Source organism: Trichococcus sp. TS_SC_9, from assembly GCF_056156325.1.
The window spans coordinates 1-21189 of sequence record NZ_CM149591.1 but is presented as its reverse complement, the minus strand read 5'-3'; the positions used below and the strand labels follow the sequence as shown (position 1 = coordinate 21189).

21 protein-coding genes are annotated in these 21189 nt (G+C 48.5%); 14 read left to right on the top strand and 7 right to left on the bottom strand.

All coding sequences use genetic code 11. The features are described 5' to 3' along the window. The first annotated feature begins 138 nt into the window (after nucleotides 1-138). Nucleotides 139-3150, top strand: a complete 3012-nt coding sequence (locus AC0J5I_RS00105) for a GW dipeptide domain-containing protein (protein WP_475301725.1) — start codon at nucleotides 139-141, stop codon at nucleotides 3148-3150. A gap of 227 nt (nucleotides 3151-3377) precedes the next feature. Here AC0J5I_RS00105 and AC0J5I_RS00100 read toward each other — a convergent pair whose 3' ends face one another. Together AC0J5I_RS00100 and AC0J5I_RS00095 are read right to left on the bottom strand one after the other, a co-directional pair. Then, nucleotides 3378-4076 (bottom strand): metal-binding protein ZinT, encoded by a 699-nt coding sequence (locus AC0J5I_RS00100; RefSeq protein ID WP_475301721.1) that lies wholly within the window; start codon nucleotides 4074-4076, stop codon nucleotides 3378-3380. A gap of 185 nt (nucleotides 4077-4261) precedes the next feature. After that, nucleotides 4262-4888, bottom strand: a complete 627-nt coding sequence (locus AC0J5I_RS00095) for an FMN-dependent NADH-azoreductase (RefSeq protein ID WP_475301718.1) — start codon at nucleotides 4886-4888, stop codon at nucleotides 4262-4264. Nucleotides 4889-5082: 194 nt separating this feature from the next. On the opposite strand from AC0J5I_RS00095, the gene AC0J5I_RS00090 reads away from it, so the two are divergent. The 3 genes from AC0J5I_RS00090 to AC0J5I_RS00080 all read left to right on the top strand — a co-directional run bounded on the left by AC0J5I_RS00090 (nucleotide 5083) and on the right by AC0J5I_RS00080 (nucleotide 7677). Next, complete coding sequence (locus tag AC0J5I_RS00090) at nucleotides 5083-6240, top strand: acyltransferase family protein (protein WP_475301714.1); 1158 nt, start codon at nucleotides 5083-5085, stop codon at nucleotides 6238-6240. Nucleotides 6241-6314: 74 nt separating this feature from the next. Continuing rightward, nucleotides 6315-7289, top strand: coding sequence for a glycosyltransferase family 2 protein (locus AC0J5I_RS00085; protein WP_475301709.1), 975 nt, complete (start codon nucleotides 6315-6317; stop codon nucleotides 7287-7289). Beyond that, entirely contained in the window at nucleotides 7282-7677 is a 396-nt protein-coding gene (locus AC0J5I_RS00080) for a GtrA family protein (protein ID WP_475301705.1), read from the top strand. The genes AC0J5I_RS00085 and AC0J5I_RS00080 overlap by 8 nt, the downstream gene beginning before the upstream one ends. Before the next feature lie 262 nt (nucleotides 7678-7939). On the opposite strand, the gene AC0J5I_RS00075 is transcribed toward AC0J5I_RS00080, so the two are convergent. Then, nucleotides 7940-8701 (bottom strand): SDR family oxidoreductase, encoded by a 762-nt coding sequence (locus AC0J5I_RS00075; protein WP_475301701.1) that lies wholly within the window; start codon nucleotides 8699-8701, stop codon nucleotides 7940-7942. 168 nt (nucleotides 8702-8869) lie between these two features. On the opposite strand from AC0J5I_RS00075, the gene AC0J5I_RS00070 reads away from it, so the two are divergent. From AC0J5I_RS00070 to AC0J5I_RS00055, 4 genes are all read left to right on the top strand, one after another. Then, nucleotides 8870-9520, top strand: coding sequence for a YdcF family protein (locus AC0J5I_RS00070; protein ID WP_475301696.1), 651 nt, complete (start codon nucleotides 8870-8872; stop codon nucleotides 9518-9520). Between the two features lie 184 nt (nucleotides 9521-9704). Next, nucleotides 9705-10934 carry an AAA family ATPase gene (locus AC0J5I_RS00065; protein WP_475301692.1) on the top strand — a complete coding sequence of 410 codons (1230 nt, stop codon included), beginning with the start codon at nucleotides 9705-9707 and terminating at the stop codon, nucleotides 10932-10934. Beyond that, nucleotides 10924-11538 (top strand): RloB family protein, encoded by a 615-nt coding sequence (locus tag AC0J5I_RS00060; RefSeq protein WP_475301687.1) that lies wholly within the window; start codon nucleotides 10924-10926, stop codon nucleotides 11536-11538. Before AC0J5I_RS00065 ends, AC0J5I_RS00060 begins: the two co-directional genes overlap by 11 nt. 116 nt (nucleotides 11539-11654) lie before the next feature. Continuing rightward, nucleotides 11655-11909, top strand: a complete 255-nt coding sequence (locus tag AC0J5I_RS00055) for a hypothetical protein (RefSeq protein ID WP_475301683.1) — start codon at nucleotides 11655-11657, stop codon at nucleotides 11907-11909. Nucleotides 11910-12189: 280 nt separating this feature from the next. On the opposite strand, the gene AC0J5I_RS00050 is transcribed toward AC0J5I_RS00055, so the two are convergent. From AC0J5I_RS00050 to AC0J5I_RS00035, 4 genes are all read right to left on the bottom strand, one after another. Beyond that, on the bottom strand, nucleotides 12190-12900 hold the full coding sequence (locus tag AC0J5I_RS00050) for a LysM peptidoglycan-binding domain-containing protein (protein ID WP_475301679.1): 711 nt from the start codon (nucleotides 12898-12900) through the stop codon (nucleotides 12190-12192). Nucleotides 12901-13019: 119 nt separating this feature from the next. Beyond that, nucleotides 13020-13253: a DUF2922 domain-containing protein gene (locus AC0J5I_RS00045; RefSeq protein WP_475301675.1), complete on the bottom strand. Its 234-nt coding sequence runs from the start codon at nucleotides 13251-13253 to the stop codon at nucleotides 13020-13022. A gap of 57 nt (nucleotides 13254-13310) precedes the next feature. Further along, nucleotides 13311-13517, bottom strand: a complete 207-nt coding sequence (locus AC0J5I_RS00040; protein ID WP_068561036.1) for a DUF1659 domain-containing protein — start codon at nucleotides 13515-13517, stop codon at nucleotides 13311-13313. A gap of 92 nt (nucleotides 13518-13609) precedes the next feature. Continuing rightward, nucleotides 13610-14149, bottom strand: coding sequence for a sigma-70 family RNA polymerase sigma factor (locus AC0J5I_RS00035; RefSeq protein WP_475301668.1), 540 nt, complete (start codon nucleotides 14147-14149; stop codon nucleotides 13610-13612). Between the two features lie 273 nt (nucleotides 14150-14422). Here AC0J5I_RS00035 and AC0J5I_RS00030 point away from each other — a divergent pair, with 273 nt between their 5' ends. The 6 genes from AC0J5I_RS00030 (at nucleotide 14423) to AC0J5I_RS00005 (ending at nucleotide 20861) form a co-directional block, all read left to right on the top strand. Then, entirely contained in the window at nucleotides 14423-15469 is a 1047-nt protein-coding gene (locus AC0J5I_RS00030) for a competence protein ComK (protein WP_475301663.1), read from the top strand. A 117-nt stretch (nucleotides 15470-15586) separates the two neighbouring features. Further along, nucleotides 15587-16534 (top strand): general stress protein, encoded by a 948-nt coding sequence (locus AC0J5I_RS00025; RefSeq protein WP_475301659.1) that lies wholly within the window; start codon nucleotides 15587-15589, stop codon nucleotides 16532-16534. A gap of 226 nt (nucleotides 16535-16760) precedes the next feature. Next, entirely contained in the window at nucleotides 16761-17597 is an 837-nt protein-coding gene (gene recX / locus AC0J5I_RS00020; protein ID WP_475301655.1) for a recombination regulator RecX, read from the top strand. Further along, nucleotides 17597-18871 (top strand): A/G-specific adenine glycosylase, encoded by a 1275-nt coding sequence (gene mutY, locus AC0J5I_RS00015; protein ID WP_475301651.1) that lies wholly within the window; start codon nucleotides 17597-17599, stop codon nucleotides 18869-18871. Before recX ends, mutY begins: the two co-directional genes overlap by 1 nt. Before the next feature lie 123 nt (nucleotides 18872-18994). Continuing rightward, the gene (ntdP, locus tag AC0J5I_RS00010) at nucleotides 18995-19540 is read left to right on the top strand and encodes a nucleoside tri-diphosphate phosphatase (RefSeq protein WP_086985964.1); all 546 of its coding nucleotides are present in this window, start codon (nucleotides 18995-18997) and stop codon (nucleotides 19538-19540) included. A gap of 172 nt (nucleotides 19541-19712) precedes the next feature. Continuing rightward, the gene (locus AC0J5I_RS00005) at nucleotides 19713-20861 is read left to right on the top strand and encodes an SGNH/GDSL hydrolase family protein (protein ID WP_475301645.1); all 1149 of its coding nucleotides are present in this window, start codon (nucleotides 19713-19715) and stop codon (nucleotides 20859-20861) included. The last annotated feature ends 328 nt before the right edge of the window (nucleotides 20862-21189 follow it).

The window sequence follows — 21189 nt, the reverse complement described above, 5'->3', positions numbered from 1 at the left end:
GAAATCTTTCAATCGAAACGCTTCTTGAGAATGGAAATAATCAAAAAATATTGGCTCGTTCCATTTCAATGATGGTATAATGAAGAGGCAATATTTAATGGAATCTTAAGAAATATTACGATGTGATGGAGGGGTACTATGATTGTTCAAAATAAATACTTACGCACTTGTCTTGCTTTATCGAGTGTGGCAGCATCCAGTCTTTTTTTCGGTAACAAATATGCTTCTGCCGATGAACAGAATATCATTATAGAATCAGTGCCGGTGGATTCGGCAAGCTTAGCCATACCGGCGCAACAACCTGATGGTGGAACAGGGACAGCAATCTCCACTGAAGAGGCGCCACAAGAAGAAGAAATGCAAGCGGTTACTCCGGAGGTGATCCCGGCTGCAAAAACTGAAGCAACCGTCAGTAGCGCAACAACAGCCATGCCTGCTTTGCAGGAGAGTGTAGCTACTATCAAAAAAATGGTTCTGGATCCAATATACGCAGATGCTGAAGAAATCAGCGGTACGGCCACGCCTAACAGTTACATCGTTTTTCTGAGTGAGGGTATCAGTTTGATGGAAACTTCCGTCGATGGGGCCGGGGCATTCCGTCTGCCGGTAACCGACATCGCAGCAGAGCAAGTCATTAAAGTGATTGTATACAGCGATCAGAGCAAGACAAAAATACTGGAAGAAACCGAGTGGACCATTCTCCCCGCCCTCACAGAAACCTCTGAGGAAACTCCAACCGCGGCAACTGAGCCTACGACGGTTGATGGAGTAATCATTGAGGAAGCACCACCAGCAGACGCTGCTTCATCTACAGAGACAGGTGCAACGACAGAGACCGCTGCTCCGACTGAGGAAGTGGCAGCCTCAGCGACATTGTCACCGATGAGCGTCTCCAGTGCAGCTTTGACTACTGGGCCGGCTAGCGTTCAGGAAGCGAAAGGCTCTTGGTATTACTACGTCCAATCCGGAGATACTCTGAAATCGATCGCAGTCCACTATTCTACGGACATAAACAGTCTGATCCGCTGGAATTATCTTACAAACGCCAACCTGATCTATGTTGGGCAATTATTAAGCGTCAACGGAACGAATGTCTATTCCAGCGTCGATAAAGAGACACGGACTTTCGCGAATTCAGCCGAGTTCGTCGAATATTTGGGCAGTTATGCGACCGGAATCGGCAAGGAGTATAATCTGTATTCATCCGTTATGGTTGCGCAAGCTTCGCTGGAAACGGCATACGGTACCAGCAAACTGGGCACGGTAGGGAACAATCTCTTCGGGATCAAAGGCTCTTATCAAGGGAATTCCATTGTGATGCGCACATGGGAGGAAGAGAGCGACGGATCGGTGATCTGGATCGATGCTTTCTTCAGGCTCTATCCGTCCTATTATGAATCGATGGTCGATTATGCGCTGAAATTGCGCAACGGAGTCAGTTGGGATGCGAATTTCTACAAGGGCACCTGGATCGAAAATACGACCAGCTACAAAGATGCCACCCTTTATTTGACGGGGCGCTATGCGACAGATTCTTCCTACAACACGAAATTGAATGCCATCATCAGCGCATACGGATTGACGAAGTTCGATCAGGCTGCAGCCTCTGCGCTCAAGACCGTTTCCGTTGACTACAATGCGCTTGTTTCCGGCTACGGCTATTCGATCGACAGCCTGCCTTGGGGGACGACAGGCTACAAATATATCGCGTCTTCCACCGACTATTATGGAAAAGAAGTCCATGTAACGAAGAAGACGGCGGACGGGAAATATGCCTATATTTCAATCGGCGGCAAGGAAGTGGGCTGGATGGACAGCGCCGCGCTGAGGACTTTCAGCACCGTTTCGGTCAGTTACAGCCTGCCAATCATGAACGGCTCCTATTCGATCGACAGCTTGCCTTACGGTGAGCCCGGTTCCAGAAAGATTGCGGATGCTGCTTCCTATGTCGGTAATGTGGCGACCGTCGTGCGGGAAACGGCTGATGGCTCCTACGCGGAAATCAAAATAAATGGCGCGTATATGGGCTGGATCAGCAAGAAAGCTTTTAACGCATCTTTTCAGAGCTATGACGCCACCATCCGGAAAAGTGGCTATTCGATTGATAGCCTGCCTTGGGGAACGACCGGCTACCGTACGCTTGCTTGGAGCAATGACCTTATCGGAAAATCCGTCAAAGTGATTGGAAAGTCCGCAAGTGGGGCCTATTTCTGCATATCCTACAACAACGGCGCATCAATCGGTTGGGTGGACTACAAAGCATTCGAGTATTTCAATTCGGCTACGGCCAATTACAATGTGGTCGTCTCGAAAAGTAATTATTCGATCGATAGCCTGCCGTGGGGGGAAGCCGGCTTTGCCTATGTTGCTTCCTCATCCAACTACCTAGGCAAAGAAGTGCATGTATCGCGGATTACCGCAGACGGCAACTATGCCTTTATTTCCTTCAACGGGAAAGAACTGGGCTGGATCGACAGCAAGGGACTGCAAACGTTCGCGACCAAAACAGCCAGCTACAGCATGCCCATCATGAATGGCATCTATTCAATCGACAGCCTTCCATGGGGGGTGGCGGGATTCGTGAAAGTCGCGGATGCCTCAGCTTATTTCGGCAAAATGGCGACCGTCTACCGGGAATCGGCGGATGGCACCTACGCGGAAATCGGTGTGGACGGGAAGTTCCTTGGCTGGATCGACAAGCGGGCTTTCAGCAACGCGAAACAGGTCGACTATTATGTGGGCGTATCTGGCTTGGGCTACTCGATCGACAGTTTGCCATGGGGCACAGTTGGATACAAACAGGTCGGCAATACGAACAGCTATCTGGGTAATTTGGTGAAAGTCATAGCGGAAACGACAGATGGGACTTACAAATTGATTCAAAAAAGCGGACAGACAATCGGTTGGGTCGATCATCGCGCGTTGACGGCGCTCAGCACGAAGGCGTCCAATTATAGCGCAACTATCCGTTCCAGCGGCTATTCGATCGACAGCCTGCCATGGGGGACTGCGGGTTTCACGTTGCTATCTTTGACGAACTACTATCTGAACACGCCGGTACAGGTCATCCAGGAAACAGCAGACGGCTGCTACGCCTTGGTGACCGCCAACGGACAAACACTTGGCTGGGTGGATAAACGTTGCCTCTAATTCTTCAATGAAAAAAACTCCGGCGAGCGTGTGCCGGAGTTTTCTTTTGGAAATGCAGGAATTCGGAGCCAGCTTCGGTTAAGGGACCGTTAACCGGAAAAGAGCAGCTAAATCTAGTTTCTCCTCCGGAGAGCGAAAGCTAACCGGAGGATATAATAAAAATCAGCACTCAATTCCGGTGAAGCCGTCGTTCACCGGAGTACAGCTACCGGTGAACCACTATCAGATCAGTGATGCAGCATCTCTTCAACGATTTCATCCCCGTCCATCCCGGCTGGGTAAAAAGTCGGCCAGTTATCCATCTCCTCAAGGAGCGCTGCGTGGCTATCATCTCCTAGATAAATGTGGAAGTGCGCGGAAGCGGTGGGTTCGATGATATGGTCACTGAACTGGACATACTTCGGTGTATTTTGGGTATCATCCGTCCGTTCAAACAAGTAGCGGACGCCTTTTTTGCCGGATTCGTAGGTCAGAATCTGATAACCGCTATAAGAGTAAGTACCGGTGCGTGCGGTATTGCCTTCGTAGAACGTGATGGAATCGCCGGAAATCGTAAGGCTGGTAAAGGTTGATTCGTAGCCGACCGTGTAGTATTGCTTGTATTCTTCTGCGGTCTTTTCGCCGGTTTCTTCGGCTTTTTCCGCGAAGACGCTGTCCAAAGTGCCGTTCAGCAGGTAAGGGTAGACCGATTGCCATTCGCCTTCCCAGTCGCTCAGAGCGCGGTCGGCGACTTGGCTGTCCTCAAAGACGCCGTTGGCGGCGTCAACTGTCGCTTGGTCCTGCAGGTTGACGGGCTCTAACGTGATTTCGGCAGTAGTACTCGATTCTGTAGTTTCTTCGATTTCCGGATCGGACTGGCAAGCCGCCAAGCTCAAAACGAGCAGGCTGCCGATCATCCATCGGAACGTTCTATGTTTTTTCTTCATTTTGTCCTCCTGAAAAATAAATGATAGTAAATCGAAATGATTACGGTTTGTATTATTGCATAGTTGTGCGAGGACTGTCAACAATAAATGAAATGATTTTGCATCTTTATAGTCAGGATTGTGATTGAGAAGCAACAAAAAGACGCGCACCAGTCCGATTACTGGGCACGTCTGCTTTAATTTTATTATAAAGATTTAGCCAAAGCTTCAACTTTCGCCAAGCCTTCTTCGATGATTGCTGCTGCTTGATCAGGAGCTGCTGCGTGTCCTTCGATGATGACTTCGCCGATGATTTCCATTCCGAATACGCCGCCGAATGCGTTGCGCATGTAGTTGACGCCCATGTCCAATGGAGCCATTTCAGGAGTGGAGTAGATGCCGCCGCGTGCGTTCAGAAGGATGACTTTCTTCTCAGGCATCAAAGCAACCATCGTACCAGTTTCGTCATATTTGAAAGTGAAGCCGGCTGCAAAGATGTAGTCGATGAATGTTTGTAATTTAGCAGGGATCGTCAGGTTCCATAATGGGAATGCGAAAACGATCACGTCAGCTGCAGTCACGGCATCCATGACTTTTTGTTTTGCTGCCAAAAGGCGTGTTTCAATGTCAGTCAATTCTTCGCCGACTGCCATTTTGCCGTATGCGCCGAAAAGGTCTTGGCCCAAGTAAGGCATGTCTTCTGAAAAGACGTTGTAAGTTGTTACATTCAAATCTTTATTTTCTTTGGCTGCTGCCAAAAAAGTTTCGTACATTTTTGAAGAAATTGCTTCTTCTGCTGGTCTATTATTTCCTTTTACTACTAAAACGTTCATGTGTGTTCCTCCACTAATTGTATATTTGATGCGGTTTTCAGTTCACTTACCGCATGTAAGTACAGTATAACATCTCGGCTTCGAAATAAATAGTCGTAATGCTTATAAAATTATACAATTTGAAATTTCGTCACATTTGAACTACCATAGGAAGGAATATTGCGATAGTCTCGAAACAATGGGAGTGAATGTTTATGCAAAAATCCGGCCAAAGCCAACGGATTGAAATCTTTGATGGCATGCGGGGATTGGCCTCCGTCATTGTCATGATTTTCCACATGGCGGTCTGGACAGTTTATGGTTACAGTGCCAATGAATACAAGATCTTTGCCAATTCCTTTTGGCGGATGGCGGCGCAGACGCCCTTAAAAATAATCTGGGGCGGTAATGAAGCGGTTTTGGTTTTCTACATCATTGGTGGTTTCGTCCTGGCGCGGCCCTATCTGAGTGGCCGGAAGCTGGACTTCAAGCCGTTCATCATCAAACGTTGGATCCGCCTGATGCTGCCTTATGTGCTTGTTATCGCGGTGACAAGCATCTTGATTGCGCTGTTCGGAGCATGGAAACATGATACGATTGACTTGAGCGGTTCGTTCAATGTGAAATGGAAAAGGCTGCCGAACGCGTTGGAGATGCTGCTGTATTTTCTCGGGTATGACTACAATCTGAACATCCTTAGCGGCGCCTTCTGGAGCATGGTCCAGGAATGGCGCTTGTCCTTCATCCTGCCTTTTTTTGCAGTGGCACTTCACCGTAATCGGACAAGGAAAGTCCTCGGATATTATGCTGTCATGCAGTTGGGGATTGAGGCATTGACGAACTGGGGCATGCGGAGCGACACGGTCTTGTTGGCACAACTGTCGGAGTCGCTCAACCGGACCAATTATTATGCAATCTTTTTTGTGATGGGAGCGGTGCTGGCGAAGCATCTTCCGGTCATCAGGGCCTTTGTGCAGGAGCACCGCCGTTTCCGAATCGTTTCGGCCTGGGCGATTCCATTTTTGATCCCGAGCCAGTGGATTCTGGCGGCGCTTGGTTTGTCGTTCCGGGTGCGGCATACCCTGTTGCTGACGGGGCTGGGCATCATTTTGTTCCTTTTGTTGTGCTTGGAGTCGCCACGTTTGACGGCGTTCTTCAAATCGAAACCGCTGCTGCTCTTGGGAAAGCTGTCCTTCAGCCTGTACCTGACGCACACGACGTCAATCGTCCTGTTCGTGACGTTCCTGGGCCAGGTCATTCAGCCGGAAACGGCCTTGTTGCTGTCGCCGCTGTTCGCTTTGCCTGTGGCGTACTTATGGCAGAAGCACGTCGAAACCAGGTGCCTCGGTTTGCTGAAACATTTCAAGAAATAGACGGCCAACCTTCGTCAAGTATGATAGGATAAAGGAAAGATCAGAATTCTGAAAGAACATGCAGGGGTGGACACATGTCAAAAGATATCATTTCCATCATCGTTCCTTGCCATAATGAGGAAGAGATGGTGCCGATTTTTTATAAAGAGATTGACGCGGTCAGCGACCAACTGCCGGATGCCGCATTCGAACTGATTTTTGTTAATGACGGATCGAAGGATGCTACGCTGGTGGAACTGAAGCGGTTGGCCGCGCTGGATGAGCGCGTGCATTACCTTTCTTTTTCGCGGAACTTCGGTAAAGAGGCGGCGATGGTTGCGGGGCTGCGCCACGCGACCGGGGATTACATTGTCGTGATGGATGCGGATCTTCAGGATCCGCCGGCTATGCTGGTGGAAATGGTTGCCTTGATCCGCACAGGCGAATATGATTGCATCGGCACGAAACGCCTTGACCGCAAAGGCGAACCGCCAATCCGGTCCTTTTTCGCGCGTCAGTTCTATCATCTTATCAACCGCATCTCCGCTACCGAAATCGTGGATGGCTCCCGGGATTACCGCTTGATGACGCGGCAGATGGTCGACGCGGTCTTGGAAATGACTGAATACAACCGTTTTTCGAAAGGGATCTTCAGTTGGGTCGGCTTCGAGACGAAGTATCTTTCCTACGAAAATCAAGAACGAGTCGCTGGTAAGACGACTTGGTCATTCTGGAGTCTGTTCAAATATTCGTTGGATGGGATCGTTGCCTTTTCCGAGGCACCGTTGGCAATCGCGGCCTTCACGGGTTTCCTGTCGTTCGCCGTTGCAATTTTGGCAGCTTTGATCCTGACCGTGCGGACGTTAGTTTTCGGTAACGCAACCTCCGGCTGGACTTCGCTCATCGTCATCATCTTGGGGATGGGCGGCTTACAGCTGTTCTGTTTGGGGATCCTCGGGAAGTACTTGGGAAAAACCTTCATGGAGACGAAACGCCGTCCGCTCTACATCCTAAAGGAAACGGATGTTGCCTTGCCGACTGATAGCAGAGAGGGGCAGGACGATGACTAAACTGATGGCTCAAGTGGTAAAATTCGGACTCGTCGGTGTCGTGGCGACGGTGCTGGATTTTCTGATCCTGTATATTTTGGCTGATTTCATCGGCCTGCATTATTTGACGGCTGCCGCTCTGGCGTTCGTGGCTGCGACATTGTTCAATTATGCTGCGAGTATGCGTTACGTATTCACGAGCCGCTTCGTTGAAGCCGAGAAGCGCCAGGAATTACTGCTCTTTGTCACGCTCAGCGTCATTGGCTTAGGCTTGAACCAAGTTCTGATGTGGCTGTTCGTGGATAAAGTGGAATTATACTATCTGGTGGCCAAAATCGCCGCCACCGTGTTCGTGATGGCTTGGAATTTCATTTCCCGGAAAATCTGGCTGGAGGACAAAAACGGATAACGGCGAAGGAATGCTACATAGTCGGTCCTCCTGTGACAGCTTGGTTAGCCGGAGATGGGGCTAAATCAGAACGCCTACTCCGGTGAGCTGGTTTTCGCCGGAGCAGGCGATTGAATCGCGCCGGCTCCTCCGTCAAAGGACTCCTTCACCGGAGGAGCCACTCCGTTTATCCAGCAGGCATCAAGTACATAAGAAAAACGAATGCGGCTGTTCCGAAAAAGGAGGCAGCAGCATTCGTTTTTTCCGTAACCGTAAGTATACTTTAGTAGCTTGTCCAGCCGCCGTCCGCGGTCACGACGGAACCGTTGACAAAGCTGGAGTCGTCAGAAGCCAGAAAGAGCGCGACGGAAGCGATCTGGTCGGGTATTCCGAAAGCCGGATTGATGGCCATGCCGGCCCCCGTCGTTTCCTGGCCGAATTTACTGACATCGCCCATCGATTGAGCGATATTGGTAGCGACAGCACCCGGTGCGATTGCGTTGCAGCGGATGCCTTTCTTCGCGTACATGAAGGCAGTGTTTTTCGTCAGACCGATGATAGCATGTTTGGAAGCGACATAGGCTACACCGGCCCGTCCGCCTTGCAGACCGCCAATCGAAGCGATGTTGATGATATTGCCGCTCCCCTGTTCCAGGAAATAGGAGATGGCTTTGCGGCTGGCATACATCGGTCCATTGACGTTGACGGCGAATACCTTGTCCCAACGATCATTCGTGACTTCGCCGACCGGTTCGAATCCGTCCATGATCCCGGCATTGTTGACGAGGATATTCAATTTTCCGAAGAGGGTGATGGCAGTGTCAATCATAGCATTGCTGTCGGTTTCGATGGAGACGTCGGTTTTGACGGCAGTGGCAGCATCAGGGGTTTCAGTGTTGATTTCATTTGCGACTTTTTGAGCACCTTCGAAGTTATAATCGGCAACGACCACTTTTGCGCCTTCTTTTGCGAAAAGGCGACAGATGGCTTCGCCCATACCCGAAGCGCCTCCGGTTACAACAGCGACTTTGTTCATTAGTTTCATGTCGTTCTCCTCCTTATGCCTTGCTGGTTTAATCATAGCACGATAGCGCTTGCAAGTATCGGATGACGATCACCTCAGAATAAAAAAAACAAAAAGCAATGGCTTATTTTCACATTTCGGATAAAATAGAGTGATAAAAGCGTGGGGAAAGGATGTGGATAGCGGAAAATGGAAAAGTATCCATTCGACAAGGAGCGCAGTCTCCTGAAGACGGACGAATCGACCAGACTAACGATGCTGCTGCTGAATGTATTTTTGATTGTGACTGCTGTCTCCTTGGCAATCAGCTTCTACATCCTCGCCAATCTGGAAATCAATGAGGAACCGGTCGTTTCTGATATCATCATCGTCCCGGAAGGCGCGCCGGAGCGGGGGATAAAGGCTTCCGAACTGATGGAGCAAGGCTATTCAGATTCCGGCAAGATCATCGTGTCGCCTCTGATTGTGGATGCCGAACTGCTGCATCTGCAGCCTTACGGCGAGCTAGGGATGATGGATGATGCCATATTGGCAGATTACCAGGCGACCAGCACTTGGACCAATGCCGTCTACAGCATCGCATTGATGGAGGAAAATGGTTTCGACACAGCCATCGTTGTTTCGAGCGATTACCACATGAACCGGGTCAAATACAGCTTCGAGAAAGCTGCGAAAGGGAAGCATTTGAAGTTCACATATGTTTCTGCCGGCGGTCCGTACGGTTTTCCTTGGATCGAGACGCAACTCGGCAGGCGATTGGCGCAATACGAGATTTTCAAGACGGTCGGTTACTGGTTAGGGTTGTATAATTTCATCGATATAGGAGAAGGCGGCTCTTGAATGGGAGTGGGCCTTTTTTTGATTTTTTGGTGGTTTTTTTAATATACAAATATTCCCGCATCCCATACAAAACCGCAACGTAGTATCCGTTTGCATTAACATTCTCCGCTTTTGCATTCTTGACGGTTATTCTTAGAAGAAACGCCGTTGGGGTGCTATACTTTTTGGTATAGGAGGTGCGGAAATGCTCGTAGAAATTGTGATGGAGAACTTTTTTTCCTTTAAGGATGAGGCTACTTTTTCGATGGTCGCCAGCCCGATCGGTGAACACCCGGAGTCCGTCTATGGCAAGGACAATATCGCCGTAACGAAATTGGCGACGATCTATGGGGCGAACGCCAGTGGGAAAAGCAATCTGCTGAAGGCAATGAAGATGATCCAGGAAGGCGTATTGTTGCAGAATTACACGTCCACGGAATGGCTGGACCACATCGAACCGTTCCATCTGGATGCGCGCACCGAGAAAAAAGACACGATGTTGGAAGCCAGTTTCCTTTTGAACGGGAAACTTTATCGCTATGGTTTTTTCGTCAATCGCAAACGGGTGACCGAAGAATTCCTTTATCTGGAGGGCGACGAGCAGAAAGATCTGTTTTTCCGGAATGCGACAGGAAAAATCGTCGGCGGGGAATGGGCCGAACTGTTCCGCCACATCATTTTGGAAGATACGCGGTTAGCCTTATCCTCCCTGCTTTCCGCACCTGAATCAACCGAACATCTGGAGTTGAAACTGTTTCTCGAGTGGTTCACGGAGATGCGGATCATCCTGGATACGTCGAAAATCGGATTGTCCATTTCGATGGCGAAGATGCACCTTTCCAAATACAAACATAACCTCGTGGCCTTGATCCGGGTGGCCGATCCGTCCATCCAGGACATCGTTGTCCACGAACTGAGCAATCCGCGCAATGGCCGATCAGAACTGGCATTTTTCGTCGTTAAGACCCGGCGCAATGAAGCAGGGGAAGCAGAGCCGCATTGCGAAAATTTTCGATTCCAGGATACCGAATCAGCCGGGACAGTCAAACTGTTGGCATTGGCCGGCCCAATCATCGAGGCGCTCGAAAAGGGTGGCCTGTTGATGGTCGATGAGATGGACACGCAATTCCATACTTTGATGACGCGCTACGTGCTGGAACTTTTTTCCGGTGCGGTCAACGACAAAGGCGCTCAGATGATCTATTCGACGCACGACATCACAAATCTGTCCAGCAGTCTTTTCCGCAGGGACCAGGTTTGGTTCGTGGAGAAAGACAGCTACAGCGCCAGCCACCTGACTTCCTTGGTGGAATATCGTTTTGATGACGAAGAAAGGAAGAACAGTTTTGAATTTTACCGCAATTATCTGAACGGCAAATACGGGGCGATCCCGTTCCCGCGGCCGGTGGATTGGTGGGTCGACAATGGAAAATAGAAGAAGGGGCCATAAGAAAAAATTCGAACGCCCGGTCGGAACGAAACGGCCGGAGAAAACTTTCCTGATCATTTGCGAAGGCACCAAGACCGAACCAAACTATTTCCGCAGTTTTCACGTCATCTCGGCGCAAGTCGAAATCGTCGGGACGGCGATGAACACGATGTCCTTGGTCAACCATGCGCGCGAAGTTGTCGATACCCGGCCTGACGAATACGATGAAATTTGGCTGGTATTCGACAAGGATTCCTTTGACCGGGACATCTTCAATGAAGCCGTCTTTTTCTGCGAAACGCATTACCGGGAAGGGTTCCGCGCTGCCTACAGCAATGAAGCTTTCGAAATTTGGTATCTGCTGCATTTCGAGCTGATCAAAAAATCGATTTCGCGTTTCCATTATCCTGATATGCTGTCGAAACGGCTCGGTTTTTTCTACAAAAAAAACCATCCGCACATGTACAACGTACTATTATCAAGGCAGCCAGCCGCCATCCAGAACGCCAAAAAACTCTACAGTCAGCGCTCGCCTTCTCCAGCCCGGGATAACCCGTCCACGACCGTATTTTTGCTGGTGGAGGAACTGAACAAACATCTGCGAAAATAATTTAAAAAATTTTTTTAAAATAAAAAAAGCTGGCGCGAATTTTTGCGGATAGTACCAGTGTAGGTCTTATCAAGCAGCAAAGGCCACTTAACAAGACGAGAAGGGATCGATTGTATATGTTCATGACACCGGTACTAGGGATGGATTTCACGGAGGACAAGAAAGGGGTCGTCATTCATTTTGTTGAAGACGATGCAGTGGCGGAGGAATATCTGTTCGAAACAACGGATGAGGCGGCCACATTTTTCAGGAGCTGCCAAAACTTGTGCGATGAGGTCAAAGAGGAGCCGCTTAAGGTCCAATATGCCATCATCAGAGAGTTTTTGGATCTGGATATCGGTAAATTCAACTACGAACGCGCTAATTATTGATGGGAACACAAAAATGGCCCGCCCCGGTATATGATTCGGGGCGGGCCTTTTTTTTAGCGTCGGAATCGGTATGCGCAGCTCCGGCGAGGGTCCTGTTCGCGGGAGGACACCGGTAATAATCGGGCTCAGCTTCGACGAAGCCAGCCTCATCGGAGCAGGGAGTCAAAATGTAGGCTCACCTCCGGCGAAGCCTCCCTCACCGGAGCAGGGAGCGTGGTTCGCAGTCACCGGCAACAGCGGCAGTGGGGATCCGCGTCACTTACGTATATTCCGGTATCATTCAGTATTGGCGCACCTTCAGCTGCTGGCCAATCAGAATCAGATCACCCCACAACTGATTCAACTGTTTCAGTGTCGCTGGCGTCGTGCCATACTTGCGCGACAGCCCCCATAGCGTGTCGCCTTTCACGACGCGGTGCAGCAGGAACGTGCCGGGCGCGCTCGCAAGGGGGGGCAACGCGGAAAGGCCAGCCTCGATGTCCTGACGGAACCGGGACTGCGATACACCCCAGCTAGCTAGATAACCATCCGGATCGGTATGGTTGGTTCCGCCGATATTTTTCGAAACCCAGGAATGGGTTTTGATGCCTCTGTCATGCACGCTCGCTCCGTTGTTCAGTGTGCAGGGGATGCCTACTTCCAACGCCAATTTTTGCAGTAGCCAAACATAGGCTTTGTAGTCTTGTTCAAAAATGGAGCGGCTGTTCGTCCGTGCCAGCTCGACTTGGGCATAGGCATAACCGTTGGCTTTCGGGCCGACACCCCATTGTACTTTGCCTGTGTTGGCGATTTGAATTATTTTCCCGCCTCCGCCGACCCAGTGGGATACAAAGGCATTTTGCCAGTTGCGTTGCATGTAGCTGACTTCGTTCTCGAGGCTGTTTTTGCCAACGTTGTTCGGGTTGCCGGACTCGTGGGCGATGATCAGGTTGCTAGCGGTGAGCGGATTCTGATAGATGGAAAAGATCCGTTTTTCGATTGTGTAGTTCATAACATTTCTCCTCTAATTTCTAAAACAGCCGCCCGGAATCGCATCCGGGCGGCTGTTTATTGTTGATGAATACTTAAGCTGTTCAGCAGTCCAAGCGGCTTGTGCTGCTTTTCTAATTTTTATTCGGCTTCGGCGATCAGGTCGGTGATGGTGCGTTCCACGTAGCGGGCGCTGTTCACTGCTGTGAAGGGGTTGATGCCTTTCACTTCGAATGCGTTCAGGCCGATGATGGCGTCCATTGCCGGTTGCAGTTCAGCCGATTTCAAGCCGCTTTTTGGATTCTTGACACTCAAGTTGCGGGTTTTTCCGTCGGCTGTCAAAAATTTCAATTCCAAGGTTACTGTTGTCGTCATGTTCATTTCCTCCTAGATGTCTAATGGGTAGTGACTATCAAGTTGCTTTCGGTTGGCTTAGGCGATGGAGTAGCGGTTCTTTTCGACGACGACTGCATAAGCTGCGGGCAAGTCTACGAGACCGGATACAGCTGATTGGAAGGATTGGACCTGTTCAGCAGTGACGCCTGGTTTCAGGTTCGCGAATGACTGTTTGACTTCCTTCTCGTTTGCAAAATCATTGAAATAAAGCTCGATGTTTCCTTCTTCGTATTGTTTCACCATTTGGCATTCCTCCGTTTTCTTTTCTGGTAAGTGTCATGACTGCTTACACCTATAACGACGAAAGGGTATAGGCAATGTGTAACCCCCGTCTGTCAGACCTTCAGAAAAGGGCTGGCTTTGCTTTGAATCTGGCGTCTTCTTTTGTAGATCGTTTTGCGCGAAAGCTGTTGTTTCTTGGCGATTTCGGTAATGTTCAGTCCTTCCAGCGCGTCCCGCAGATAGGCGTTTTCCTCTGCCGTCAGACAGGCGCAAAGGCGTTGTAGCAGATCTTCTTGCTCCAACTGGTCTTCAAATGAAACTGCATTGGGGATTTCTTCCAGCTCTTCTTCACAAAGGTAGGCTTCGCGGCTTTCTTTTTTCCGGTCCTTGCGGATTTGGTCCAGGAAAGTCCAGTGTATTTTTTGTTTGGCATAGCTGACGAACAGAAAGATGTTCTCGCTTGCGAGAGCATCTTTCAGGCAGGTTTCGTACGTGTCAAAAAGGGTGATCAGGCCTAATTGGTAGAAGTCATCGTAATCATTGTGATCCGGATATCGATTGATTTTTTTCAGACAATGATGGATGACACCCGCGTACTGGTCACTCAATAGGGTAGCGGCTTCATTGGTGCAGATTCTTTTTTTCATATTCATGGCGTTGCCTCCGTAATGTAGTGGGTGGCGTGATGCAGGGGATGTCCCTGTGCATGCTCATCACAGCCCGGCAAGCTTGCTGATGCCTATATTAGCGGTCAGGGGCCATCGGGGTCAAAACGGCAAATGCGGCAATAAACGTGACGAAAGTGATTCAAATCACAATTGAGGCTTTTTTTGTAGCGAAAAGAAATAATAATGTAAGCGTTTGTATATCATTCTGGCGAAAAGTAGTATATATTTTTATTAGACATTCCTATTTGGGGGGATTTTATGGAAAAGAAAACAGTTTGCAAATCTGGGAAAGGGTCGCATCAAAAAGTGGTCCAACAATCAATCGGAAAATCCAGCAGGCCCGTTGCCGGGATGGGCACGGCAGAAATACTTGCTGGGCATTCCAGGAACGATTCGGTGGCATTCAAAGATGTGGGCAAAATACTTGATCCGGCAACATTAGATACCATCATTTCGCATCTGCGCAACTCGTTGGAGGAGTCGTTTACGCATAGCAGCCAGACAAAAGATGCGCCGGGACCATTCTTTGTCCTGCTCGATCCAGAAAGTATCCAGATATATTTGGAGCAGGCATGGGATTTGGACCGGTTTGTACTGGACAACAGCTTCCTATTCTTGCTAAGCCTGGACCCGCAATTGCACCGTACCGATTTCAGGACGCTCATTTTTTTCAACGACGGTCGCCTCATCAAAACGCGCGAAAGCAGCAATAATGTGATGCGCTCGCTTTTTGATTTGATCGGTTTCAGCTATGACTTCATTCGGGGTATCTCCACACGCGTCAACGGTAAAGATACCCATTGCGTCCCATATATTTTTGGGAAGTATTCTTTTTTGCCGTTGAGCGGTCCGACCCGCAAGCAAAGTTCCTGGATCAATCTTTCGAAAGTGCAGCATTATCGAGCGCTGAAAGGGGAAAAAGGGGTGGAGGTCCATTGCGTCAATCAGCATATTTTCCAGCTCCCGGTGCGCCCACAATTTTTCGCAGATAAGGTCAAACAATCCTGCCAAACCGTCCATCGCCAAGAGTACCTTTTGCGCAACGTTTTAAGAAATTTCGATTATGTCGATGGGAGGAAAGAGGAACACGAGAACAATCTGCTGGGAAATGCTTTTCATGGCCACACAGATCGCATTTCAATGATTTCGATGGAAGATTATATCCGGATTTTTCAGTTTTCCTTTGCCGAGACAGCTTTGAAACATCCCTCATTGCGTGATAATCCGGTGACGTATGAAGCGTTGCACCTGCTTAGGGCAAATCTTTACTCCGATTTGCCCCATCTCAGGAACGCAGTCCGCTAGCCAATTGTTTTGAATGCTGATTTACCGGTTGAGAAAAATGGCTATTATTTGTGATTCCGGTGGAAGTATTTTACAATGAATGCAAAGAACAAATCATCAGTCATGGGAGGAATCGAAATGGACAAGAGAATCGAAGGCACCTTTGCCAATCAGGAAATGGTTATCGATGAAATCACGCATCTGATCAAGCATGAAGGTTATGCGCCGGAGCAATTGTTGGTCATCACCCGCAACGGCAAGAGCAATTACATTACGCAAGAGACTGCGGTGCAGGTCATTATAACCGGTGAGGATCGCGAGGAAGATTCATTATGGGATAAAATCGTAAAATTCTTTACCGTGGATTTGGATGAAGAAGAGGAAGAAACAATTTTTGAACGCTACGGCATTGATGAGGATACGTATGAGCGCTTTGAGGATGCATTGGATGATGGGGAATTGCTGCTTTTGATTGACGATGCGGCTCCGGTCAATGATGAGCATGCCGAATTTCTTGTGCGTGATGGCATTTTGCCTGACGAAAAAATTGTCCCTGTGGCACCAGTCACTGCCTCGAAACCGGATTGGACACCTGCAGACAGCGAAGAAGTCGGCGATGTGCCGGCCCATTCCATTGAAGCCACCAAAAAACTGGAAGAGACCGAAGTTGCAACTGCACAGCCGACTCAGCCCGCTGATGTGACCGACGACATCACCGGCCAACCGATCGAAGCGGAAATCACTACTGTCACTGCGACCAAACCGGATTGGACACCCGCGGACAGCGCAGAAGCCACCGAAGTTGCAGCTGAGTCACCGACTCAGCCCGCTGATTTGATCGACGATATCACCGGACAGCCAGTCGAAGCGGAAAAGGTAGCGGATCCTGCAATGGCGGAAGAGAGTCACCAATTGCCTGAAATGCAGTTCGACAAAGACGATTCCTTGCCTGAAGTGGTTAAGGAGAAGGAACAATTTTCCAAAGACCCGTTCGGAGGCGACACGGTTGTTGCTGAAACCGGCGAAGATGCGGAAGATATCGAACCTGATTATGAAGAGACGGATAAAACGAAACCAGCTCTATAACTGATAAGGACACCAACGGCTGCCTCATTATGGGGTAGCCGTTGGTTTTTTTGGCGGGCAGAGTCTCATTAGATGGGATAGTTGAGAGTTATTCGTCTTTACTTGCCATAGCGGCAAAATCTGTTCGGCCCGCTGGCGATCCGAGAAATAATTCGAACATACGTTTTGTTCCTTTTGTGTTTTGCATGTATAATAACAAGAGAGATTCGCCGAAAGGAAGTAAATAATGGATCATACCGAAGAACAGGCTGAAAAATTGCCTGTCGTAACAAAAATAACTGTCCAGAAAAAACGCAAGGACCGCTTCAATGTCTTTATCGACGGAGAGTACTCCTTTCCGATATCGGAAGCCGTACTCATAAAGGTGGGCTTGCATAAAGGCATGACGCTCACGAAAGAGCGCAGTGCCGAGATTGAGAAGGAAAATTACGATTATATGGCTTACACGACAGCCGTCAATTATCTGTCCTACAGTCTGCGCAGCGAGAAAGAAGTCCGCAAAAAGCTGAATGAAGAAGAAATCAGCCCGGACGCAATCGAACGTGCGCTAACGCGGTTGGTGGATCAGAATTACGTCAATGACCGCAGCTATGGCGAAAGTTATACGCGTACGGCGGCGAACCTGAACCTGAAGGGACCGCAGCTCATCGCCAACGAACTGAAAGGAAAAGGCTTGTCGGAAGAAGATGTTGCCTTTTCTCTGAAACAATATCCGCGTGAACTGCAGCTTGAAAATGCCCAAACGATCGCTGAGAAGCAACTCCGCAAACAAAGCCGGGTCTCTTCGCATGAAGCAGCTTCAAAAATCCGCCTCTATCTACATCAAAAGGGCTATCCTTCCGATATCGTCCTGGAAGTAATGGGAGCGATTGAAACGGAAAAAGAGGAAGAGGATGAAATGTCCGCACTGCGGATGCAAGGCGACAAACTTTGGCGCCGGTATGAGCGAAAAGCAAAAGGCCGTGAGCTGCATCAAAAAGTGAGATCCGGACTTTACCAAAAAGGTTACCCTGGAGAACTGATCTCCGCCTATATCGAAGAAAAGGAACAGGAAGCTGAATAATGACAAATTTGGAACACGAAAAAATATTTAATGCAGCAGGCATTGAAATGTGGCCGGCTGAGAAAATCCAAGCTTTCCGCGAGGCTCTGTTGGATTGGTATGACAAAGAGAAACGTGACCTACCCTGGCGTCGGACGAGCAATCCCTATAGCATCTGGGTATCGGAAATCATGCTGCAGCAGACACGGGTGGACACGGTAATCCCATATTATCACAATTTCCTGGATAAATTTCCCGATATCGCAACGTTGGCGGCTGCACCTGAAGATGCGATTCTGAAAGCTTGGGAGGGGCTCGGTTATTATTCCCGTGTCAAGAATATGCAGAAGGCAGCGCAACAGATCGTCGCTGAGTACGGTGGTATTTTCCCGGAAGATCCCCAAGAAATCGCGAAGTTGAAGGGAATCGGTCCCTATACAGCCGGCGCCGTTTCCAGCATTGCTTTCCAGATACCGGAGCCGGCAGTTGACGGAAACGTCATGCGCGTCATGAGCCGGTTGTTCGAAATCGATGCCGATATCGCCAAACCGGCCAGCCGGAAAATTTTTGAAGCGGTCGTGCGTGAACTGATCGATCCAGAGAGGCCGGGCGATTTTAACCAAGCATTGATGGATTTGGGCTCGAGCATCTGTTCGCCGCTTAATCCGCAGCCTGAAATCAGCCCAATCAAGGCATTCAATGCCGCCTACAAAAACGGAACGATGCACCTTTATCCAGTAAAGAGCAAAGCGAAAAGGCCGGTGCCCATGAATCTGCAGGGTGTCATCCTGCAGAACAAGGAGAAGCAGTTCCTTTTGGAGAAGCGCCCGAACAGCGGCCTTCTAGCTGATTTTTGGACGTTTCCGTTAATCCAGCTGGATCTCAATATGATTCCCGGATCGGTGGAAGCAACGATTGAACCTGCCAGCATCCAGACTGAATTGCTGGTCGCAGAGGATTTCCCGAAGCTGACCGAAGAAGCAAAGAAGGCCGACAAAAAGCTGCCTTCCTTTAACCAGATCGAGGCCCAGCTTTCAGCGAATGTATACGAAAAGTACGGCTTGAAGCCTATCTGGCTGAAGGCGGAAACTGGATCGGTCAACCATGTATTCAGTCACATCAAATGGCATATCACTGGTTATTACGGGCGCGTGCTGACGAACGCCGACAGCGAATTACCAGCTCAATGCAGATGGGTCAGTGAAGGAGATTTTGCCGATTACGCCTTCCCGGTGCCGCAGCAAAAAATGTGGCAACAATTCCAGCAACAGACCCGAAAAGAATTTGGTCTGTAATGGCTAAAATTTCGCAATCTATTTCCATTCTATGATATACTATTCAATGAACTGAAAGTTGAGAGTTCCGTCGAAATGATTTCCGGCGAGGACTCAAATAGTTGTAGAAAGTTGGGCACCGTGATGCATAATCCTCGGGAGGGAGAATTCATCACCATAAAGAGTTATAAGCATGACGGCAGCCTGCATCGAACGTGGCGTGACACCATGGTATTAAAAACTAGTGACCAATCCATAATCGGCTGTAATGATCACACCTTAGTAACGGAAGCAGATGGGCGTCGCTGGGTCACCAGAGAGCCTGCATTGTTGTATTACCATAAACATTATTGGTTCAACATCGTCACCATGATCCGCCAAAAGGGTGTCTCCTACTATTGCAATCTGGCATCGCCGTATGCGATTGACCAGGAAGCATTGAAGTACATCGATTATGACCTGGATATTAAAGTTTTTCCTGATGGTGAAAAACGTTTGCTTGATGTAGATGAGTATGAATTGCATCGCAATCGCATGAATTACCCAAAAGAGATCGATCATATCCTGAAAGAAAACGTAAAGATATTGGTGAGCTGGATCAACGAAGAAAAGGGTCCATTTTCCAAAGAATACGTCGACTTATGGTATGAGCGGTATTGTCAGCTGTCGCATAATCAGCAAAACTCGTGATGAATCCAAATTATAAAAAACCAGTCGAGCTTATAGATCGGCTGGTTTTTTATCGAAAATATCCCCTCTTACAAAAAAATACCGTGCAATAACACAACTGTTATATTATGATAAATATATCTGTAGTAAAGAGTCAATATTTGGAAAATTATTAAATATTGGAGGAGTCAGAATGAAAAAAAAGGAAATATTACTTGTTTCCATCATGGGTATCCTTACTATTGCAATTGTTATTTTTGGATATAAATACGCGTCAGGTAAAAAAGAAGACTTATTGAATGAAGGGGGGAAACAGACGGAAACTGTTTCTGAAGTGGTCTCCTCACAAGAGTCGGTAATCGCTGAAAGTGACACATCCGAGGCCTATGCGCAGTTTTTGGCCGCTTTTTCTGAGAACAGAAGCAATGCATCGGTTGTCGATTATCTGCAATATGTTCATCACCACACGAAGGAAGTCAACGTCACCTTCTTCGGGGACGTCGCAGCCGACGCGGTCTGGGCCAAGGCTGCCATCACTGGCATCCAAGCCGATTTTCCACTCGAGAATCTGACTACTTCGTTCTTCAGCCATCCTTCAGACGGCAGCTCGGTTTATCTGAGCAGCCAGTATGTTCAGGAAATGGTCGCAAGCAGTCCAGATGTGATTTTTTACACCATTCCGACCAAAATCGACCAAGTGGTGGATATCAGTTTGGCCGATTCGACGCAAAATATCTACGCGATTTATGATGAAATCAGAGCAGCCTTGCCTGATGCACTGATTGTATTGGTGACGCCGCCTCCGGCAGCAGCTAAAGTGGCTGATTGGAATTCACGCGCCTTGGATTATCGGAACTATACCAATAATCTGATTGAAGAAAACGCTGCTTTCGCTGTTCCGTTATACGACCTGCATGCTGATTTTTTTGCTGAGGTGGCGAACCGAAATGAAACGCTGGCCAACTTTATGGATGCAGCCGGTTTGGAATTGAATGAATCTGGACAACAGCTGTACGGTGAAATGTTCGCGAATAGTCTGCGGACCAAAATGATCAATACGACTGCTGGGTTGTACGTGGAAGGCGATAAGCCAGCCTACACACCGATTGCACCCACTTTAGTCGTGCCGGAAGTGCTTGTGCCTGTAATCGAAGAGTCTGTCAGCGAAGAGACAGTGTACGAGGAGCCAGTTTATGTAGAGCCGACATATGTCGCGCCTTACGTGGCACCAATTATAGATGATACTTTACCGGATACATCAAATTCTACAGCTACTGATGCGAACACCGATGATACTGGGACAAGTGCAACTGTGGAAACCGATGGCACTACATCGAACTAACTGGTGAGCATGTGGTTCTTATGCTGACTTGACCATGGTTGGTTCATATGAAATTCTCACAAATAAATCACAAAATATAAAGGCCACATTTACCAGATTGTCCGGTAAATGTGGCCTTTTTTTGTAGAATTCTTATATATCTACCCACATTATAGCAGATAAGGTAACTGGATTCAGTTTGAATTTCACAAACTGTTTGAGTCTTGATAACACAAAAAAAATATTGTTCTTACTTCTTAAGATTCTCTTTGAAATATTGATAATATAGAGTTTTAGATGTATAATTATGGCGTAAGCAAAAGATGTAAGCGTTTTTAAAAAAGGGGTT

What these genes read in the sequence shown, in the direction of transcription:
- AC0J5I_RS00105 (WP_475301725.1), top strand. Translation starts at nt 139, where the DNA reads ATGATTGTTCAAAATAAATACTTACGCACTTGTCTTGCTTTATCGAGT.
- AC0J5I_RS00100 (WP_475301721.1), bottom strand. Translation starts at nt 4,076, where the DNA reads ATGAAGAAAAAACATAGAACGTTCCGATGGATGATCGGCAGCCTGCTC.
- AC0J5I_RS00095 (WP_475301718.1), bottom strand. Translation starts at nt 4,888, where the DNA reads ATGAACGTTTTAGTAGTAAAAGGAAATAATAGACCAGCAGAAGAAGCA.
- AC0J5I_RS00090 (WP_475301714.1), top strand. Translation starts at nt 5,083, where the DNA reads ATGCAAAAATCCGGCCAAAGCCAACGGATTGAAATCTTTGATGGCATG.
- AC0J5I_RS00085 (WP_475301709.1), top strand. Translation starts at nt 6,315, where the DNA reads ATGTCAAAAGATATCATTTCCATCATCGTTCCTTGCCATAATGAGGAA.
- AC0J5I_RS00080 (WP_475301705.1), top strand. Translation starts at nt 7,282, where the DNA reads ATGACTAAACTGATGGCTCAAGTGGTAAAATTCGGACTCGTCGGTGTC.
- AC0J5I_RS00075 (WP_475301701.1), bottom strand. Translation starts at nt 8,701, where the DNA reads ATGAAACTAATGAACAAAGTCGCTGTTGTAACCGGAGGCGCTTCGGGT.
- AC0J5I_RS00070 (WP_475301696.1), top strand. Translation starts at nt 8,870, where the DNA reads ATGGAAAAGTATCCATTCGACAAGGAGCGCAGTCTCCTGAAGACGGAC.
- AC0J5I_RS00065 (WP_475301692.1), top strand. Translation starts at nt 9,705, where the DNA reads ATGCTCGTAGAAATTGTGATGGAGAACTTTTTTTCCTTTAAGGATGAG.
- AC0J5I_RS00060 (WP_475301687.1), top strand. Translation starts at nt 10,924, where the DNA reads ATGGAAAATAGAAGAAGGGGCCATAAGAAAAAATTCGAACGCCCGGTC.
- AC0J5I_RS00055 (WP_475301683.1), top strand. Translation starts at nt 11,655, where the DNA reads ATGTTCATGACACCGGTACTAGGGATGGATTTCACGGAGGACAAGAAA.
- AC0J5I_RS00050 (WP_475301679.1), bottom strand. Translation starts at nt 12,900, where the DNA reads ATGAACTACACAATCGAAAAACGGATCTTTTCCATCTATCAGAATCCG.
- AC0J5I_RS00045 (WP_475301675.1), bottom strand. Translation starts at nt 13,253, where the DNA reads ATGACGACAACAGTAACCTTGGAATTGAAATTTTTGACAGCCGACGGA.
- AC0J5I_RS00040 (WP_068561036.1), bottom strand. Translation starts at nt 13,517, where the DNA reads ATGGTGAAACAATACGAAGAAGGAAACATCGAGCTTTATTTCAATGAT.
- AC0J5I_RS00035 (WP_475301668.1), bottom strand. Translation starts at nt 14,149, where the DNA reads ATGAATATGAAAAAAAGAATCTGCACCAATGAAGCCGCTACCCTATTG.
- AC0J5I_RS00030 (WP_475301663.1), top strand. Translation starts at nt 14,423, where the DNA reads ATGGAAAAGAAAACAGTTTGCAAATCTGGGAAAGGGTCGCATCAAAAA.
- AC0J5I_RS00025 (WP_475301659.1), top strand. Translation starts at nt 15,587, where the DNA reads ATGGACAAGAGAATCGAAGGCACCTTTGCCAATCAGGAAATGGTTATC.
- recX (WP_475301655.1), top strand. Translation starts at nt 16,761, where the DNA reads ATGGATCATACCGAAGAACAGGCTGAAAAATTGCCTGTCGTAACAAAA.
- mutY (WP_475301651.1), top strand. Translation starts at nt 17,597, where the DNA reads ATGACAAATTTGGAACACGAAAAAATATTTAATGCAGCAGGCATTGAA.
- ntdP (WP_086985964.1), top strand. Translation starts at nt 18,995, where the DNA reads ATGCATAATCCTCGGGAGGGAGAATTCATCACCATAAAGAGTTATAAG.
- AC0J5I_RS00005 (WP_475301645.1), top strand. Translation starts at nt 19,713, where the DNA reads ATGAAAAAAAAGGAAATATTACTTGTTTCCATCATGGGTATCCTTACT.